Origin of the sequence: Neobacillus drentensis (assembly GCF_036965645.1) — a bacterium.
In the GTDB taxonomy this organism is placed as follows: Bacteria; Bacillota; Bacilli; order Bacillales; family Cytobacillaceae; genus Neobacillus; species Neobacillus drentensis_D.
Genome location: NZ_JBALPZ010000048.1, coordinates 16,273 through 34,744 on the forward strand (window position 1 = coordinate 16,273; position 18,472 = coordinate 34,744).

Annotated in this window: 14 protein-coding genes; 9 read left to right on the forward strand and 5 right to left on the reverse strand. The window is 38.5% G+C overall.

From position 1 onward, the window contains the following. Positions 1–155: 155 nt before the first annotated feature. The 4 genes from V7266_RS10015 to V7266_RS10030 all read left to right on the forward strand — a co-directional run bounded on the left by V7266_RS10015 (position 156) and on the right by V7266_RS10030 (position 5,669). Positions 156–566, forward strand: coding sequence for a DUF1641 domain-containing protein (locus tag V7266_RS10015; RefSeq protein WP_420491370.1), 411 nt, complete (start codon positions 156–158; stop codon positions 564–566). A 36-nt stretch (positions 567–602) separates the two neighbouring features. After that, positions 603–1,781: an NAD(P)/FAD-dependent oxidoreductase gene (locus tag V7266_RS10020; RefSeq protein ID WP_335467751.1), complete on the forward strand. Its 1,179-nt coding sequence runs from the start codon at positions 603–605 to the stop codon at positions 1,779–1,781. Positions 1,782–1,961: 180 nt separating this feature from the next. After that, the gene (locus V7266_RS10025; RefSeq protein WP_335467752.1) at positions 1,962–3,896 is read left to right on the forward strand and encodes an FUSC family protein; all 1,935 of its coding nucleotides are present in this window, start codon (positions 1,962–1,964) and stop codon (positions 3,894–3,896) included. 303 nt (positions 3,897–4,199) lie between these two features. Further along, entirely contained in the window at positions 4,200–5,669 is a 1,470-nt protein-coding gene (locus tag V7266_RS10030) for an NCS1 family nucleobase:cation symporter-1 (RefSeq protein WP_335467753.1), read from the forward strand. Positions 5,670–6,118: 449 nt separating this feature from the next. Here the strand turns inward: V7266_RS10030 and V7266_RS10035 are convergent, their stop codons facing one another. Next, entirely contained in the window at positions 6,119–6,814 is a 696-nt protein-coding gene (locus tag V7266_RS10035) for a response regulator transcription factor (RefSeq protein WP_335467754.1), read from the reverse strand. A 281-nt stretch (positions 6,815–7,095) separates the two neighbouring features. Here V7266_RS10035 and V7266_RS10040 point away from each other — a divergent pair, with 281 nt between their 5' ends. Both V7266_RS10040 and V7266_RS10045 read left to right on the forward strand, forming a co-directional pair. Further along, on the forward strand, positions 7,096–8,742 hold the full coding sequence (locus V7266_RS10040; RefSeq protein WP_335467755.1) for a flavin-containing monooxygenase: 1,647 nt from the start codon (positions 7,096–7,098) through the stop codon (positions 8,740–8,742). Between the two features lie 58 nt (positions 8,743–8,800). Then, positions 8,801–9,745: an alpha/beta hydrolase gene (locus V7266_RS10045; protein ID WP_335467756.1), complete on the forward strand. Its 945-nt coding sequence runs from the start codon at positions 8,801–8,803 to the stop codon at positions 9,743–9,745. A 51-nt stretch (positions 9,746–9,796) separates the two neighbouring features. Here V7266_RS10045 and ndk read toward each other — a convergent pair whose 3' ends face one another. Continuing rightward, positions 9,797–10,258, reverse strand: a complete 462-nt coding sequence (gene ndk, locus V7266_RS10050) for a nucleoside-diphosphate kinase (protein WP_335467757.1) — start codon at positions 10,256–10,258, stop codon at positions 9,797–9,799. 195 nt (positions 10,259–10,453) lie between these two features. Next, complete coding sequence (locus V7266_RS10055; protein ID WP_335467758.1) at positions 10,454–11,224, reverse strand: IclR family transcriptional regulator; 771 nt, start codon at positions 11,222–11,224, stop codon at positions 10,454–10,456. 325 nt (positions 11,225–11,549) lie between these two features. Here V7266_RS10055 and V7266_RS10060 point away from each other — a divergent pair, with 325 nt between their 5' ends. Beyond that, a complete protein-coding gene (locus V7266_RS10060; RefSeq protein ID WP_335467759.1) occupies positions 11,550–12,713 on the forward strand; it encodes a Gfo/Idh/MocA family protein in 1,164 nt (387 codons plus the stop codon). Between the two features lie 148 nt (positions 12,714–12,861). Here V7266_RS10060 and V7266_RS10065 read toward each other — a convergent pair whose 3' ends face one another. Next, on the reverse strand, positions 12,862–14,166 hold the full coding sequence (locus tag V7266_RS10065; RefSeq protein WP_335467760.1) for a S8 family serine peptidase: 1,305 nt from the start codon (positions 14,164–14,166) through the stop codon (positions 12,862–12,864). A 402-nt stretch (positions 14,167–14,568) separates the two neighbouring features. Here V7266_RS10065 and V7266_RS10070 point away from each other — a divergent pair, with 402 nt between their 5' ends. Together V7266_RS10070 and V7266_RS10075 are read left to right on the forward strand one after the other, a co-directional pair. Then, the gene (locus tag V7266_RS10070) at positions 14,569–16,146 is read left to right on the forward strand and encodes a bifunctional metallophosphatase/5'-nucleotidase (protein WP_335467761.1); all 1,578 of its coding nucleotides are present in this window, start codon (positions 14,569–14,571) and stop codon (positions 16,144–16,146) included. Positions 16,147–16,320: 174 nt separating this feature from the next. Next, the gene (locus V7266_RS10075; protein WP_335467762.1) at positions 16,321–17,151 is read left to right on the forward strand and encodes an alpha/beta fold hydrolase; all 831 of its coding nucleotides are present in this window, start codon (positions 16,321–16,323) and stop codon (positions 17,149–17,151) included. A gap of 105 nt (positions 17,152–17,256) precedes the next feature. Here the strand turns inward: V7266_RS10075 and V7266_RS10080 are convergent. Continuing rightward, positions 17,257–18,472 (reverse strand): MGDG synthase family glycosyltransferase (locus V7266_RS10080; protein ID WP_335467763.1); only part of this gene is annotated, 1,216 nt, incomplete at its 5' end.

An 18,472-nucleotide genomic window follows, 5' to 3' on the forward strand; every position in this document is an offset into this window, starting at 1 on the left:
GTGTTTATATTATTTAGAAGAAAAAAGCTGGCAAGAATAAATAATTTTATTTAATGGTCTTTAATTTATTTTACATAAGGGCCATTCTATTAATTGGATATTACTAGCCAATTCTTAACAGCCTATCGAAAGGGGAATAAGAGATGTTAGAAGTTATGGACAGACCAAAGTCAGCACCAACTAAAGCAGAACAACTTGATGTACTTGATCAGTTGCTAAAGCCGGAGGTTCAGGAATCATTGACCGCCTTGGTAGAACAGCTCCCAAAATTGACCGAACTTGTGAATATATTAACAAAGTCGTACGACTTCGCTCAGTCAGTTGCAACAGATGAAGTATTAAAAAATGATACAATCGGAGCCATTACAGAGATTGTAGAACCTATTAAAGACTCGGTGAAGAACCTAGCTGCTACTGCAATCGAAGCAAAAGATCGTGCTGAGGAAAGTAATGAAGTGATCGGTTTATTTGGACTCTTGAAAATGATAAAAGACCCTCAAGCTCAAAAACTTTTCCGTTTCATTAACGCTTATCTTGAGGTTTCGGCAGAACGCTCAGCGAAATAAATTTACCAGTACATCCAAAGAGACGGGGGAGAGACTATGTCAAAGAAAGTTGTTATTTTAGGTGCCGGATATGGCGGACTATTAGCTGCTATTAATATTCGTAAATATTTAAATAAAGATCAAGCACAAGTTACTGTGGTTAATCAGTACCCTACACATCAAATTATTACAGAACTTCATCGTTTGGCAGCAGGAAGTGTTGCAGAACAGGCAGTTGCCATGCCTTTAGCGAAGCTTTTCAAAGGAAAAGATATTGAGCTTAAAATCGCAAAGGTTGAGTCATTTTCAGTAGATCAAAAAGAAGTAAAACTTTCAGATGGATCTACTTTATCCTATGATGCGCTAGTCGTGGCTTTAGGAAGCAAAACAGCTTACTTTGGTATTCCAGGATTAGAAGAAAACAGCATGGTGTTAAAATCAGCTGAAGATGCGAATAAAATCTATCAACATATCGAAGAACGGATCGCTGAATATGCTAAAACGAAAAATGCAGCGGACGCAACGATTCTTATCGGCGGCGGTGGTTTAACAGGTGTTGAGTTGGTTGGAGAAATCGCTGATATTATGCCTAAACTTGCAAGAAGCTATGGTGTGGATCCAAAAGAAGTAAAGCTGCTTTTAGTAGAAGCAGGCCCTAAAATCTTACCTGTTTTACCAGATCCATTAATTGAACGAGCTACTGCGAGTTTAGAAGCACGTGGTGTTCAATTCTTAACGGGACTTCCTGTAACTAATGTAGAAGGAAATGCCATTGATTTAAAAGATGGACAAAAAATTACCGCTAATACGTTCGTTTGGACTGGCGGAGTACAGGGTAATCCTCTAGTAGGTCAATCAGGACTTGATGTGGATCGTGGACGCGCTACCGTTAATGAATATCTTCAATCTACTTCACATAAAGACGTATTTGTTGTCGGTGACAGTGCGGTTGTCTTTGGTCCTGAAGGACGCCCATTCCCGCCTACGGCCCAAATTGCTTGGCAAATGGGAGAACAAACAGGATACAATGTCTTTGCATTCTTGGAAAACAAAGCATTTAAAGAGTTTTCTCAAGTTAACTCTGGAACACTTGCAAGCTTGGGACGTAAAGATGCGGTAGCGACCATAGGTGCAAACGCTATTCCACTAAAAGGGATGCCAGCATCATTAATGAAAGAAGCTAGTAATGTTCGATACTTATCACACATTAAAGCATTATTTAGTTTAGCTTATTAATTTAATACTTTGATCTGTTAAACGAAATTTTTTGAAAATGGCCCAAGTGATTATTCTTCACTTGGGTTTTTATTTAATTTTAGTTCAATACTGGTAGAAAATTAATGATGAGTAGCAGGGTGGGTTAATAAATATACTAATATTAATCCATATCATTGTGTTTAGAAAGAAGTGAAAAGCATGACAGAAAGATCCTCTAAATCCCCTTCCATTATAAAACAAGCCTTGTCTGTTAATAAAAAGCCTTTTCCCTGGTTAAAGGCATTTTCTGCAGGGGTAGCAGCATCATTGCCCATATTAATTGGATTAGTATTAGGACATTTTGAATATGGGTTGATAGCTGGAATGGGTGGTTTTACTTATCTTTACGTTTTTAATATACCTTATGCTCAGCGGGCTAAAAAGATTTTTATTATTGTAATTGCTTTAACCTTACTTACTGCGCTAGGTACATTAGCTGCTCCCTATCCACTTGTAATTGCTGTTTTAATGGGAATAATTGGGGCTTCTGCTATATTTATTTTTGGAGCCTTAAGAATTGCAGGTCCCTCGGCAATTTTTCTTGTACTGGTTTTTTCAATGACAACGGGTATGCCTGTTGATCCAGCATCTGCTCCATTACGGGCAGGCCTTGTTTTCCTTGGTGGAAGTTTGTCGTGGATCATGGCTATGATTGGTTATTTCTTTGATCCGCATGGTCCAGAAACGGGTGTTATGAAAAGAGCTTTAATGGAGCTGTCTTCATTTATTGATTCAGTTGGAACAGAGCGTTTTCATGAGTCAAGACATCGTGTGATGTCAGTTTTAAACGAAGCGGATGAAATACTTGCATCAGGTTATATCTCCTGGAGACAAACCGACTTTTTTAAACGATTATACGTTCTGAATACTTCTGCCCATTCGATTTTTACGTACATACTTGAAAATTTTTCAGATCATGATAACAAATTACCACCAGAATTAGGGCAATCTCTCCGAAAAACGGCTCTGTCGTTAGACGGGAAGAGTGAGATAGAAATTGTGGCAGGGGAAATCCTGCAACCTGATGAGATGGATAATCTTGTTGCTTACTTATTTAAATTAATTTATGATGCAGATGCTATCATGAACGAACCAACTTCCAAAATAAATAAAGTGGTTGAAGTCTATAAGCCCTCCATTAAGACGGTCCTTGGGGGGGCATTTGACAAGAATTCCATCATTTTTCTGGCTGCTTTTCGGTTTGGAATCATAACGATTATTGCGGCCATTATCGCTTTCCAATTTGGGCTTGTACGGTCTTATTGGGTCCCTCTATCTTGTGTAGCTGTGATGTCAGGTTTTTCCATTGTCGCCACCTTTCATCGTGCCATTCAAAGAGGTATTGGTACATTGTTAGGGATCTTGATAGCCAGCGTCATTCTTTCGTTGCATCCTGACGGCTATATCATTGCTTTGCTTGTATTATTATTAACCTTTATTACAGAGCTGTTTATTGTAAAAAATTATGGGTTAGCCGCATTGTTTTTTACACCAAATGCCTTACTTATGGCTGAAAGCACGAGTTTGGGGCATTTTGATTTTACCTATTTTGCTTCTGCGAGGATGTTGGATGTTTTGATTGGCAGTATCATTGGACTTATGGGTGTATGGTTAGTGGGAAGGAGATCTGCGTCGAGTCGTATCCCTCATTTAATTGCGAAAACCATTCGTAGTCAGGCCCAATTTTTACTTATTTTATTTTCTGACCAAGGAAAGGGATTTAATGCGAGAGACAGCAGAGAGTTAAAAAAGATGAAAACGAATATCCATAATTTAAAAACCTTGTATAACACAGCAGTAGGTGAGATTCCCGCTGATCGAAGAGCATTAGATTACTACTGGACTGTAGTTTTTTCTGTTGAACAGTTAGGATATTTACTAGAAAATTGTGCTAAATTAGATAGTCGTCTGTTACTTTCTGAAGAGACACTTGCCCAATTACTTTATATTTGTGAAACAACCGCAATCGCAGTGAATTTGCAAAGGTCCCCATCAATTAGAGAGGTTCCTGAAATAGAAACTTTCCCAGCCATTCAAAATGAACTTATTAATTTACAAAAAACACTCCAAATCAGTCCCAAAGTAATCTTGTAGGAAGATAAATCGATTGCAAGAAACAAAGGCCCATCTACTCACATGGGCCTTTGTTTTGTGCTGAATAATTGATTTGGGTTCCATTTTTTAATTTATTTTCTGTGAGCTTTTCTTACCAATTTTGTTACAACTAGCCATTCTTTAAGTAGAATACAATCATGTAATCCATAAGTTGTACTTTTAAAACCAAAAGTCAGCAGGGAAGGAGGATAAATAACGCGCATTGAATTCTGAACATTCTGTTAAAGAGATACAAAAACTTAATCTATCTATATAGGGCGTTAAGAAAAAGGAGTGAATACCATGAGCACCATATCTATGGAAGAACAAGATTCCTTAAAAGTAAAAGATCCCTCTTTATATAATGAGGACCTTGCACCTCTTAGTAAAGAAAAAAGGAATTGGAATTGGCTAAACTATACAACAGTGTGGATGGGGATGGTTCATAATATTGTCGCCTATGAAACAGCAGGAAGTTTGCTTGGGTTAGGAATGAGTGTCTGGCAGGCTTTAGCGACCGTGATTACGGCCAATATTATCCTAATTATAGCGATGTGGCTCAATAGTGCAGCGGGTGCTAAATACGGGATTCCTTTCCCGGTCCTGATTCGTGCTTCATTTGGATACAAAGGAGCACAGCTTCCAATCATTATAAGGGCATTTGTGGCGATATTCTGGTTTGCTGTTCAGGCCTATTTAGGAAGCAAAGCGGTAGGTGCTGTTCTAGGTGCATTAATACCAAGCTGGAACAGTTTATCATCCATCCATATTTTAGGTATGGGGCTAAATGATGCCCTTGCAGTTGCTCTTTTTTGGATATTGCACGCATGGGTGATTTCTCATGGCATGGAACGAGTTAAGTTTTTTGAGCTTTGGGCAGGCCCTCTCGTTATTGTTTTAGGTTTAGCTCTTGTTGTTTGGGCGATAACAGTATCGAATGGATTAGGTCCACTTTTTGATGAACCATCGAAACTAACAGGTGGAGCCTTTTGGAGTGCGTTTGGGATTTCTATTACCGGACTGATTGGAACCTGGGCCACATTAATACTAAATATTCCCGATTTTACTAGGTTTGCACGGAGTCAAAAGGACCAAGTCATTGGTCAGGCAATTGGCTTGCCAGGAACGGCGATTATTTTTGCAATCATGAGTATTATTACAACTTCGGGGACCATCATTGCTTTCGGTAGACCCATTTGGGATCCAGTCGAATTGCTTCAGCAATTTGGAAACCCGTTTGTATTATTCCTAGGGGCTTTTGCACTGCTCATTGCTACCTTGTCTGTAAATGTAGCGGCAAACGTTGTTTCCCCTGCTTATGACTTAGTAAATTTATTTCCTCGCAAACTTAACTTTGTAAAAGCGGGACTCATTTCAATCGTGGCTGCCCTATTTTTTGCACCATGGCTTTGGTATAACAACTCAGGAACCATTTTTAATGTTCTAGGTGCAATCGGTGGAGCACTTGGACCGGTCGGTGGCATCATGATTGCGGATTATTTCTTAGTTGCCCGCAGGAAATATGATTTAGCTAGTTTTTATAAAAAAGACGGACTATACGAGTATACAAATGGTTGGAATGTTAAAGCACTTATTGCCTTAGTAATAGGGCTGATAGCCTCATTTATTGGATTAATTATTCCAGCAGTGAAAGAGTTGTACACCTACTCTTGGTTCTTAGGGATTGGGTTCGGATTCATTTCCTATATTTTGTTAATGAAATCAGATAAAGTGTCGGAAGCAAACCTAGAAAATGCAGAAACTACGATTTAATTTGTCTTTCGACTTAGTTTTAGTGGAAGGTCGACTCAAAAAAGGGATCGGATAATATATCATCCTTTCTATGAGGAGACCTTTTTCTTCGAACATGTTTTCGAAACTAGGTGTTCCGACAGTTAAGGGAGGTTCATAACCGCTGAAAGAGAAAGGAGCCAGGTACTCCGACAGATAAGAGCGGTTCATAACCCCCGAAAGAGAAAAGAGCGGAGTGCTACGACAGATAAGAGCGGTTCATAACCCCCGAAAGAGAAAAGAGCGGAGTGCTCCGATAGATAAGAGCGGTTCATAACCCCCGAAAGAGAAAAGAGCGGAGTGCTCCGACAGATAAGAGCGGTTCATAACCCCTGAAGGAGAAAAGAACCGAGTATTTTGACAGATGAGAACTGATTCATAACCCCGTGGCTGTCTCACATAAACGGTGTCACATATCTGTCGAAACGTAATTAAGAAATAATTCCCTTCCGAAACATCTCCGCAATAGCCTGGACCCGATTTTGTACACCTAATTTTTTTATTGCTGATTTAACATACTGATTTACAGTAACTTCACTAAGATCCAAGGTATCAGCCATTTCCTTCGTGCTTTCACCCCAGGATACTCTTTTCATCACCTCCAGTTCTCTTCTGCTTAGTAATTGTGTATCTTCAGGTCCAATTGTTTTTTCCATGATTTTGCCGACTTGACGTCCATATTGGGTAAATGATGTAAGTAACTGGTGGTTAATGTTTGCATCTTGTTTAAACTCGTTGGTGCAGATATATCCAATTGCTACTGAGCTAAAATAAATGGGGACAACTAAGAAGGAGTTTACATTTGATGAGGTTATGTATTTACTGTTAACTTGTCTAAGGTATTCAATGCCAGAACAAAACTTTGCTTTCCTTTCATAAAGAGCAGAGTATATGATAGGCAAAGACCGGATATCATCTCTGATGTCTCGGATATGAATTAATCCATTCTGGTTTATCGAGATGATTCCTTCTCCAAGAAATCCTAAATGGGAGTATCTAAATAAAAATGAGTTTTTAACAGGGAAAAGATTCATATAAATATCAAGTATTTTATAAAGTTTATCTTCATGTGTTTGAGCTGCTTCTAATTCTTGAAAAGTATCTAAAATGGTATAATTCAATGTCACATAAACACCTTCTTTATAAGGATTTATTACATATAAAATTAGGAATATTCAAATTATACAAAAAATATTAAGCTATAGATAGACTTTCTTATAGCATTTCTAAAAGATTTTTAGATGATATGGTAGAGGAGGCGTGCAATTCATTCATTAAGTATTTTAATAATTGGAACCGTTTACATTTAATGAGTATTTTAACTGTGGAATTATGAGAAGACATGTGCTGAAATATCTATACTCAGATGTAATCATTAAAGGATAAGAATATGAGGAGGTAGAGAAAAATGGCATTAACTCAAAAATCTAATTCTTTCATTGAACTGGATGCAGTGATCGTTGGGGCTGGATTTTCAGGATTGTATCTGCTTTACCGTCTGCGTGAAGCAGGTTTTTCAACCCGTATATTTGAAACTGGCGACAATGTTGGCGGTACATGGTATTGGAATCGCTATCCAGGTGCCCGCTGCGATGTAGAAAGCATCTATTACAATTACACTTTCTCTGAAGAACTCCTCAAGGAATGGACGTGGTCCTCAAAATATGCTGAGCAGCCGGAAATCTTAAGCTACATTAATTATGTTGCAGATAAATTTGATTTGCGCCGGGATATCCAATTCAAGACACGTGTAGATTCTGCGCACTTTGATGAAGAGAGCAATAGATGGGATGTTCACTTGAATAACGGTCAAACGGTATCGGCTCGTTACTTGATTACAGCAGTTGGCTGCTTATCAGCTTCAAACGTACCGAAATTTAAAGGGCTGGAGAGCTTTAAGGGTGAATGGTATCATACGGGACATTGGCCTCATGAAAAAGTGGAATTTAAAGGGAAACGGGTAGGCGTTATCGGAACGGGATCCAGCGGAATTCAGTCCATACCTGTCATAGCTAAAGAAGCAGAACACCTCACTGTTTTTCAGCGCACTCCTCAATATAGTACTCCAGCTAGAAATGTACCAAATGACCCGGAATATATTAAAAAAGTTCGAGAAAATTACAGTGAAATTCGAACCCAAATGCGCTCTTCTCTTACAGGGATACCAGCAGTGCCTCGAGACCGTTCAGCGTTTGACGATACTCCAGAAGAACGGCGCCGGACTTATGAAGCTGCTTGGGAACAAGGTGGACTTCTTACGATTTCTTATTCTTATAATGATTTAAGTTTAACACCTGAAGCAAATGAAACCGTTGCTGAATTTATCCGCTCCAAAATACGAGAGGTGGTAAAAGATCAAGAGGTAGCAGAGAAGTTACTACCGAATTTTTATTATGGTACAAAACGCCCAATCATTGATACTGACTACTTTGAAACGTATAACCGAGAAAACGTAACCCTTGTTGATGTGAAAAGTGCACAAATTGAGGAAATTACACCAACGGGTGTGAGGACTGCAGATGCTGAGTATGAACTAGACATGATTGTGTTTGCAACAGGCTTTGATGCCATGACAGGTCCTTTGTTTAAAATAGATATCCGTGGTAGAGATGGAGTGTCACTAAAGGAAAAATGGGCAGGCGGAGCAGAAACAAGGACATACCTTGGAATCGGAACAGCTGGTTTTCCTAATATGTTCATGCTTACGGGACCTGAAAGTCCTTCCGTACTTAGTAATATGATGGTATCGATTGAACAACATGTCGAATGGGTATCGGATTGCATCAACTATATGCGTGATAACAATAAAGAAGTCATCGAGGTGAATGTGGAAGCTGAAAATGCCTGGACCAAGCATTGCAGAGAGGTTGCGGAACCAACTCTTTATGTAAAGACGGACTCATGGTATATGGGTGCAAATATTGAAGGGAAGGCACGCGGGTTCCAGATTTATCTCGGTGGAGTGGGCCCTTATCGCCAGATTTGTGATGAAATTTCTCAAAAAGGCTATGAAGGGTTCACGTTGAAAGCTTCAGAAGAAAGTGTTGTTAAGTAATCTACTTAATCATTAATCCTATATCAATCTTTAATAATCTTTAAGGGGGAAACGAATAATGGCATTAGATCCACAAGCAAAATTCTTATTGGAACAAATGGAAGCGATGGGAGCTCCGGCAATGCATACCTTAACACCTGAAGAAGCTAGACTGACGACTGATTTTAGTGCTTTGGCTGGAGAGCCTGAGGATGTAGGTAAGGTAGAAGAAAGGACGATTCCTGGCCCTGAAGGAGAGATACCGGTTCGTATTTATACACCAGAAGGAGATGGTCCTTTTCCTGCGTTGGTCTATTATCATGGCGGCGGCTGGGTCATCGGTAATTTGGATACAGTAGAAGTGCCTTGCCGAATGCTGGCCAATAGAGCAAGCTGTGTGGTAGTTTCAGTAGATTATCGATTGGCCCCTGAGCATAAATTTCCTGCAGCAGCTGATGATTCGTATGCAGCAGCCAAGTGGGTGGTTGAAAATGCTGCTTCTATTCAAGTTGATCCTAATCGAATTGCTGTCGGCGGCGACAGTGCGGGCGGAAACCTAGCTGCTGTCGTTTCGCAAATGGCAAGAGACAAGAAGGAAATTCGATTGGCTTACCAAATGCTGATCTATCCTGTTACCAACCATTCCTATGCAACGGAGTCCTATACTGAAAACGCTGATGGTTATTTACTAACAAAAGATAGCATGATTTGGTTCTGGAATCATTATTTAAGGAATGAAGAGAATGGCAAAAATCCTTATGCTTCTCCGCTGCAAGCAAATGATCTTAGCGGACTTCCTCCAGCATTGGTTCTAACAGGGGAGTTTGACCCGCTCCGTGACGAAGGAGAAGCTTATGCAGAAAGATTAAGAGAAGCTGGGGTCCAAGTAGAGGCAACACGATATGATGGCATGATTCACGGTTATTTCTGGATGCCGGGTGCACTAGAACAAGGAAAGAAAGCAATAGAGCAGGCAGCATCAGCATTGAAGCAGGCTTTTCAAGGAAGTGTAGCCTCAAAATAATGTTTTAGAAAGAAAAGGACACTTCCGAGAAGGGAAGTGTCCTTTGTGTCATTATACAGATTGTCGATCTTCGAAAGGAAAATCATCTCTTGAAATCCGTTTCTTCAGGAGCCCAAAGAAATTTTCAATTTCACGTTCTGCGCTTAGAAGAGAGTCTGAGCCATGGATAACATTTTCTTCTTTTGAATAGGCAAAGTCACCACGAATAGTACCTGGCATTGCTTCAGATGGACTGGTCTTTCCAATCATGAGACGAGTTATTTCTATTATATTTTCTCCTTCCCAGACCATGGCAAAAACAGGACCTGAGGTAATGAAATCCACTAATTCACCGAAAAACGGCTTTTCTTGATGCTCCATATAATGATATTCAGCTTTAGTGCGGTCCACTGTCATTAACTCTGCATTTAATAAGGTAAAACCTTTTTGCTCAAAGCGTCTAAGGATTTCTCCGATTAACCCCCGTTTCACCCCATCAGGCTTTACCATTATAAACGTGCGCTGTAAACTCATACGATCACCTCTTGAAAAATAGATATTTGATGAGAACCACCAGACCAGTAATAAAATTAGCCGATCGCTTTTTAAAGGTGAATTCATCACATCATCCATTATGGGGAAAAATCTCAAAATTCAAACCAGCCATCCTTTAACGAAATAACAACATATTTCAAAAGGTCTGTTTAAGCAGCCGCACAACAAACTATATTATTTCATTTCAAAGTGATGGTTGATTGTTTGACAAGTTTGAATGAGGGCTGATGCAAGCCTTTCTTCATGCCCGTAGAATCGAATGGAAGGGAGTGGAATGGAGACCGCACTTATATTTCCTATATGATCAACAACAGCTGCCCCCACAGCACAAATTCCAGGAATGTGTTCCTCCCTTGCAAAACTAACTCCCTTTTTTCGAACCTGTTCCAAGTCCCTTAACAGTTCATCACGAGTCGTTATGGTATGCTCCGTATACTGTTGCAAATGCTCAGGTAATAGTCTCTCTACCTCAGCTAAAGGTAAGGAGGCGAGTATCGCTTTTCCGTTTGCTGTACAATGCAATGGGAAAGAAGCCCCTGGTTGTGAAGTCGCCTGCAAAGGATGTGGAGCGATAATCTGATCCACAAAAAGTACCTTACCATTTTCCAACACGGATAGGTCAACCGTTTCATTGATTTGATGTGATAAGTTTAATAAAAATGGCCGGACTTCTTCTCTTAAATCACTATGGACAGCACCTGCAAGCATGGCAATCTCTGGTCCAAGGCGGAAACCTCCATTAACAGAAGCCGCTGCAATAAATCTCTCCTGTTCAAGTGTGGTAACAATTCTTTGAACGGTGGACCTGGCCATGCCCACTTCTTTTGCAATTTGCGATAAGCTTAATCCTTTTGGATGAGCTCTAAGAGTCCTCAGTATTTTAGCCGCACGAGAGATTACTTGAACATTAGATGTTTTCGTTTGATCTTTTTTATCGATGTGCATAAGTATGTACTCCTCCCTATATATCCTATTTATTATAACGGATGTTTGAATTAATTTTACGTATTGGGTACAAGAGTAGATTGTCAATAAACTGGTTGTTAACTCCCACGCTGAATCTTTGCTCTTTCTAATAGTTTTATTTGCTGAAAGATGAATAAATCGTTATTGACATGTAATTTAAACTTTCACTATAATGAATATAACTACAATACGATACAAATGTACCACAATGCGGTTATAAAATAAAACAATCATTTATAAAAATCCAATAATAAATACTAGATTTATATTAGTTTTCAACTAATTCAAAAAATGAGGGAAATAGATGAGTGTAGTAAAAATTGGTGTAATCGGAATAGGAAATATGGGCAGCTCGCATGTACAAATGATAAATAATGGTCAAATCAAAGGAGCTGAGTTAACTGCGGTTTGCAGCAGTAATGATAGCCGAATTGAATGGATTAAGACTCATACAAAGGGAGAAGTGAAAATTTTCAAGGATGTTGAAACCTTTTTCAATGAATCAGGAATCGATGCTGTACTAATTGCGACTCCGCATTACAGTCATCCTGAACTTGCCAAAAAGGCATTTTCAAAAGGGAAACATGTCTTAATTGAAAAACCAGCGGGTGTTTATACCAAAAATGTTCTGGAAATGAATGCTGCAGCGAAATCTAGTGGAAAAGTGTTCAGCATCATGTATAACCAAAGGGCTAATCCGCTTTATCAGAAAGTGCGCGGCCTTATACTGTCAGGTGAATTGGGTGAAATAAAACGTACCAATTGGATTGTTACGGACGCCTACCGTCCACAAAATTATTACGATTCTAGTAAATGGAGAGCCACTTGGAAAGGGGAAGGCGGCGGGGTTCTATTAAATCAGGCCCTTCACCAATTAGATCTTTGGCAGTGGACGACAGGTCTGATGCCAAAGAGTATTCGATCAGTGACTAGTTTAGGCAAGTACCATGATATAGAGGTGGAAGATGATGTAACAGCCTTTGTGGAATACAATAATGGGGCGACAGGTGTGTTCATTGCTTCAACTGGAGAAGCACCGGGTACGAATCGCCTTGAGATTGTTGGAGACCGCGGGAAAATCGTCGTCGAAAATGAAGAACTTACTTTTTACCAATTAGCACAATCCGAACGAGAGTTTAATTCTTCATATACAGGAGGATTTGGCCAGCCAGAATGTAAAATGATGAAAATACCAGTAAAAAGTGATAATGCAAATCATGCCATCATTGTTCAAAACTGGATTGATGCCATTGTTAATAATTCACCTCTACTTTCGCCTGGGGAAGATGGAGTAAAGGCATTAGAAATTTCAAACGGCATCTATTTATCTTCTTGGATAAATGAAAAGGTAGTGTTGCCAATAGACGCAGACCTTTATTATGAAAAGTTACAAGAGAAAATTAACGGCTCTACATTTGAAAAAAAACATGTAACTAATACTACATTAGATGTAACCGGGACGCATTAATTACAGCAAACGATGCAAAGATTAATAAACGGTTGCTACTCAACCGAGTTCACCTAGTAGAGGGAAATTTACCTTTCTACTTTTGGAAATGAACTTTTGCCAATATATAGAGGCCCATCTATTTAACATAGATGGGCCTTACTTTATGCTATTTACCTGTTAAAGCCGTATAAGCATTAGCTTCTCCGGCACCATAGTATTGATCGTGACCTGGTTTGCCATAATCTAAAGAGGTCTTCTCAATAAGGGCCTCTACCTGACCTGGCTTCCAGTCTGGATGAGCTGCTTTGATGACTCCAGCAATACCGGCAACCTTCGGCGAAGCCATGGAGGTTCCATGGAGATAGGCATATCCAGGATGCTCCGGATCAATGGTAGTGAAATAAGGCGCTAAATAAGTTGGCCATGTTGACAATGCACGGTAAGTAAAGTCACGATCATCTAAATTCCCCGTTGAAGCATATTTAGGACCGTTATCTCCGCCAGGAGCTGCCACTGTAATAAAGCTATTACCATAGTTTGAATAGAATGCCAATTGATCTTTCGACCATTGATTTGAGGAAGATACTGTAATGACACCTGGAACTCCACCTGGTGTTTCAATGGTGACGCCTTTAAAAACAAGGTTCGTATCACCATAATTGGCATTCAAATAATCAGTTAGTGATTTTTTATCAGCATAGTTTAACGACTCATTACCGGCAGAAGCCACAATGGTTACATTATTATTCACTGCATATTTTACTGCCCGTTTCCAAAGGAGAACATCTGCAATGTCACTATAGTTAGTACCATTGTATTCATATTTTAAATTGTCATAGCCGCCAATGGACATATTCACAACGTCCACTTTATCTTTAGCTGCTTGAATCATTGCTTTAACAATTGGTGTAGTTGGCGCGCTTCCAGAACTGTCAAATATACGGTAAGCCATGATTCCTAAATCTGGGCCGACACCTTTTATTTTTCCATTACCCGCAATGGAACCAGCTACGTGTGTACCATGACCTTCACGGTCAAGTACATCATTGGAGTTTCCTGTTTCACTCTTGTCATTTCCAGAATAACCTCCTGCCGGAACGAAACTTTGACCGCCAACATAGTTGGCTTTAAGATCAGGATGATTGGCATCAATACCTGTGTCGATAACACCGACTATAGCTTTATGAGTAACCTTTCCATTTGCTTCTGTACCGCCTGACTCAATTTTAAAGGATTTTCCTTCATTCGTTAAATGACGAATATCCCACTGTGAATTCCAATATGTACCATCTGTATCAGGTTGAAGTGTTACAGGCTTACCGTCAGCTGCTGCCGGTTGTTCGTCATCTAGTTTATAATGCATTTCTACGTTTGCCGCAATAATACTAGAATTGGATTTTAAATTGTTTAGAAAATTAGGATTTGATGAGCGGACTTCTAATCCGCCGATTTCCGGTATGGCATTTACCACTACTCCTCCGGCATTTTTAATGTCTGTCTGATAGGTTTTAGGTAATGATGACTGGTTGTAGGCGATGAGGTAGCTTTTAGTTGGTGAAGTTGCAGAAGTGTGCAGATTAAAAGTTGAGAGAGAGTGCTAAGATACTGCTGGCTGCTATCGCCATTCCTTTTTTACTCTTTTTCAATAGAAAGACCTCCTAAATTATTAATCTAACACTTCTATTTTAGTCCAAAAGCTAACTTATTGGGTATAGGAAATTCTCGATAAAGAACGACAAATTTATTAGAGACATTCGACTAATTTGTGTTATCTGCCCCCAAAAAATTTGTAACCAAAAATTTACATGCAATTCAAACAGAGATAAAATTTCTGAGTTATCCTTAAGGTACATCATGAGGGAGGGATCGGAAGTTGTTAAAATTTCAGATCATGTCTTCTTTGGTCATCTTAGTCTGTATTACTTTTGGGATCTGTATATTCATGGTATCTTCTCACAATCCATCCACAGTGACGCAATCCACATCCAACCACTACGTTCGAGTACAATTGTTAGGTATTAATGATTTTCACGGTCAACTAAACAAGTATCGAAGGGTTTCAGGGTCCATGACAGGAGGGGCAGAATACTTGGCTGCCTATTTAAAAAAAAATAAACAGGAAAACCCGAATACCTTACTTGTTCATGCTGGTGATATGGTAGGAGGAAGTCCCCCTATTTCTTCTCAATTTCAAGACGAACCCACAATTCAATTTCTAAATCTCCTGCACATGGATGTCGGTACACCTGGTAATCATGAATTGGACGAAGGCGTAGCAGAAATGAAACGTCTCATTTTTGGAGGATTCCATGAAAGAACCGGTTACTTTAAAGGCGCCAATGCCTCTTACATTTCTGCAAATATCATCGATAAAAAGACTGGTGAACCCTTGTTACCACCATATGTCATTAAGGAAATCAACGGAATTCAAATTGGCTTTATTGGTGTAGTCACAACCGAAACCAACATGTATGTAACCCATGAAAATCGAAAACAAGTAGAAATAACGGATGAGGTATCAGCAATTAATCGAACAGTCCAGCAATTAAAGGAAAAAGGGATTAAAGCGATTGTTGTACTGGCACATATTTCAGCAAAATCGAATCAGTCAGGAACTAATCCCCAAGAAGCTTTAGTGGAGATGGCCCCCAAAATCGATGACGAAGTCGATGTTATTTTTGCTGGACATAGTCATCACTATGCCAATACCGTGGTAGATGATAAATTGATTGTTCAAGCCTATTCTTATGGGGAAGCCTTTTCTCAAGTGAACATGGAAATAGATCGTAATACCAATGATATTGTTTGGAAAAAGGCAAAGATTATTTTGACTTCACATCATCAGATAGAACCAGATAAAAATACGGTTACTTTTTTAAAAAAGCTTAAGGAAAAAATGGGTAATCAGTTTAATCAAATTATCGGATTCATTCCTGAAGAAATCAGTCGGAAGCAAAATGCAAATGGTGAATCTCCATTCGCGAAAATGATTGCAGAATCTGAGCGGAAAGTCATGGGGACAGAAATTGCTTTTGTCCATCAAGGAGAAATGCGGGGAAGCTTACAGCGAGGAAATCTTACTTTAGAAGACCTTTATACACAAATGCCATTTGGCCATAGTATCACTAAATTAATCTTAACAGGGGACCAAATTAAACTAGCTTTAGAACAGCAGTGGAGAAAAGATCAGGTAAATAATATGTTACAAATTGTTGGTTTAACGTATAGATGGGACCCTAATGCACCAATTGGCAGCAGAGTGATCATGCTGAAGGACAGTAAGGGTCAATACCTTCAACCTGACAGGGAATATGAGGTAGCCGTTAGCGATTATTTAGCTTCAGGTGGCGATAACTTCTCTGCATTTGAAGAAGGTAGAGTTGTAGAAAACGGCCCAGAAGTTGTAACTGCCTTTTTACACTATATTGAACAAAAGTATCCAAGGAAATGAATGTAGAATGAATACCGCCTTCCTTAAGGAAGGTGGATTTTTTTATGTTTAGTAACTCCATTCATTAGAGGAGAACTTTTATATTATTGTATTTGAGAACTTTTAATCTGCATCCTCATGATCTAATTGATAAATAATAATAACTATAATTTAATTCTTGAGGAGTGGAACACATTGTTTGTTAATAGTTTGAATCAAACCTACCTTCAAATCGGAAATATTAACTTGTACTGTGAATACTTATTGGATGATAAACCACCCATACTTCTAATCCACGGCTTTGCTTCTTCTACGTACACTTTTCGCCGAATCATTCCCTTATTACAAAAAAAGTTCTCAATAATCGCAGTTGACCTTCCCGGTTTTGGTAAAAGTGAGAAGTCAACTTCGTTCGTTTATAGTTTTGAAAACTATGCGAAGTTAATGATTGAATGTATCCACAGATTTGGGTTTGCTAACACTCATATTGTTGCTCATTCAATGGGCGGTCAAATTGCTCTAAATATGGCGCGAATCGCACCTGAGAAAATCAACAAACTAATTTTATTAAGTAGTTCAGGTTATTTAAAGCGTGCAAAAAAACTTCTAATCTGGAGTTCCTATTTACCTTTCTTTGAAAAATTCATTCATTATTATATTCAAAGAAAAGATGTCAAAGATCACTTAAAGAATGTCTTTTTTAATCATACATTGATCAACGAAGATTTGATAAATGAATTCGGAAGACCGCTGGAAGAAAAAGGATTCTATAAAGCTTTAATTCGATTACTGAGGCATCGTGAGGGTGATTTATTATCACACCAGCTAAAGGATATACAAGTCCCCACATTATTAATATGGGGAGAGGAAGATCTTGTAGTTCCTTTAGAAGTTGGAAAACAATTAGTTCAGGATTTACCCGATGCCAAGTTAATTACCTATGAAAAAACAGGACATTTAATTACAGAGGAGAGGCCAGAACTTGTCTTTAAGAATATATTGTTACATACAATCTATGGTTTTTAACCATTTTTAAGAATACGTAATAAAAAAGCTGGCTCAAAAAATGATAATAAAACATCTTTTTGAGTCAGCTTATAGGATAAAAAAATATGATGGTTAAGAAAGTTTTCATTTTGCTTCTTCATAGTAAGGCTCTCCGGCTTTAAGAATAAATGATAGTATGTCTTCAGCAGCATTTTCATTAATAAATTTCCGCTGACAGTCTATGATTTCATTTAATTTTTCTCCATCATTTTCAAGTAACTTGGATACTAAGTTCTTAATTTCCTTTGGGTTTTTACATACTACTCCTAGATTGGAATTTTCAGCAAAGGCTGGATTATCCTCTTCCTGACCTGGCAATGCACCGGTTATGATTAATGGTGTATTGGTAGCTATAGCCTCAAACATGACATTCGGACTGCCTCTAGTAAAAGCGATATCAGAAGAAAGCATGAGGTCTTGGATATTTTTGGTATAACCATAAATCTTTACTCTTTCACCATACTGCGCTTTAAGTGATCTTTCCAGCTTTGTTTTAAGTTTTTCGTTTTTTCCAGCTACAATTTTTACAGTACAATCAAAATAATTAAGCAGGTTTACAGCTATTTTCTTCATATTTCCTATACCTTCGCCACCGCTCATGATCAAGCAATTTAAAGATTGCTCCTCTTGAGAGAATTTACGTTGATTATAATTCTTCAGAAAAAATCGGGATCGAACTGGAAAACCTGAGACTTTTATTTTCTCAACAGGAATCCCAAATTCAATACACTTACTTTGAGCTTCGAGAGTTGGGCTAATAATGAAATTTGCCCTTTTATCAACCCAAAGGGGATAGATGTTTACAAGATCGGCAATTAGCGTAATGAAAGGGATTGTGATATTTTGCTTTTCTAAAATGTTCAAGATTGAACCATTAAAATTTGGATGAACGGAAAGAATGATATCTGGTTTAATGTCGGACAGAATTTTTAGAAAATTATCCTTAATAAGTGTTTCAATAAAATTGTCTACTAAAGAGGGTTTCAAAGCTGAGAGTTTCCAGATCATCTTCCATAGGTTTTCTGAATTTCTTGTTATAGGGCCATATGATTTTCCTATTTTTAACAGCAGTTGTCTGCCAAGCATAAATCCATCTACTACATGAATATTTACATCATTATGAGTTTTGACTGACTCACAAAGCGATTCTGTTATACTTTTATGTCCATGCCCTGTATGGTCGGAAGAAATAATCAATAATGTCTTTTTCATATTATCAACCCTTTTTAAGAATATTAAAATTGTAATTTTCATATTAAGATTTAAAAAAATCCCTATAAGAAATTGAAAACTTAGATAA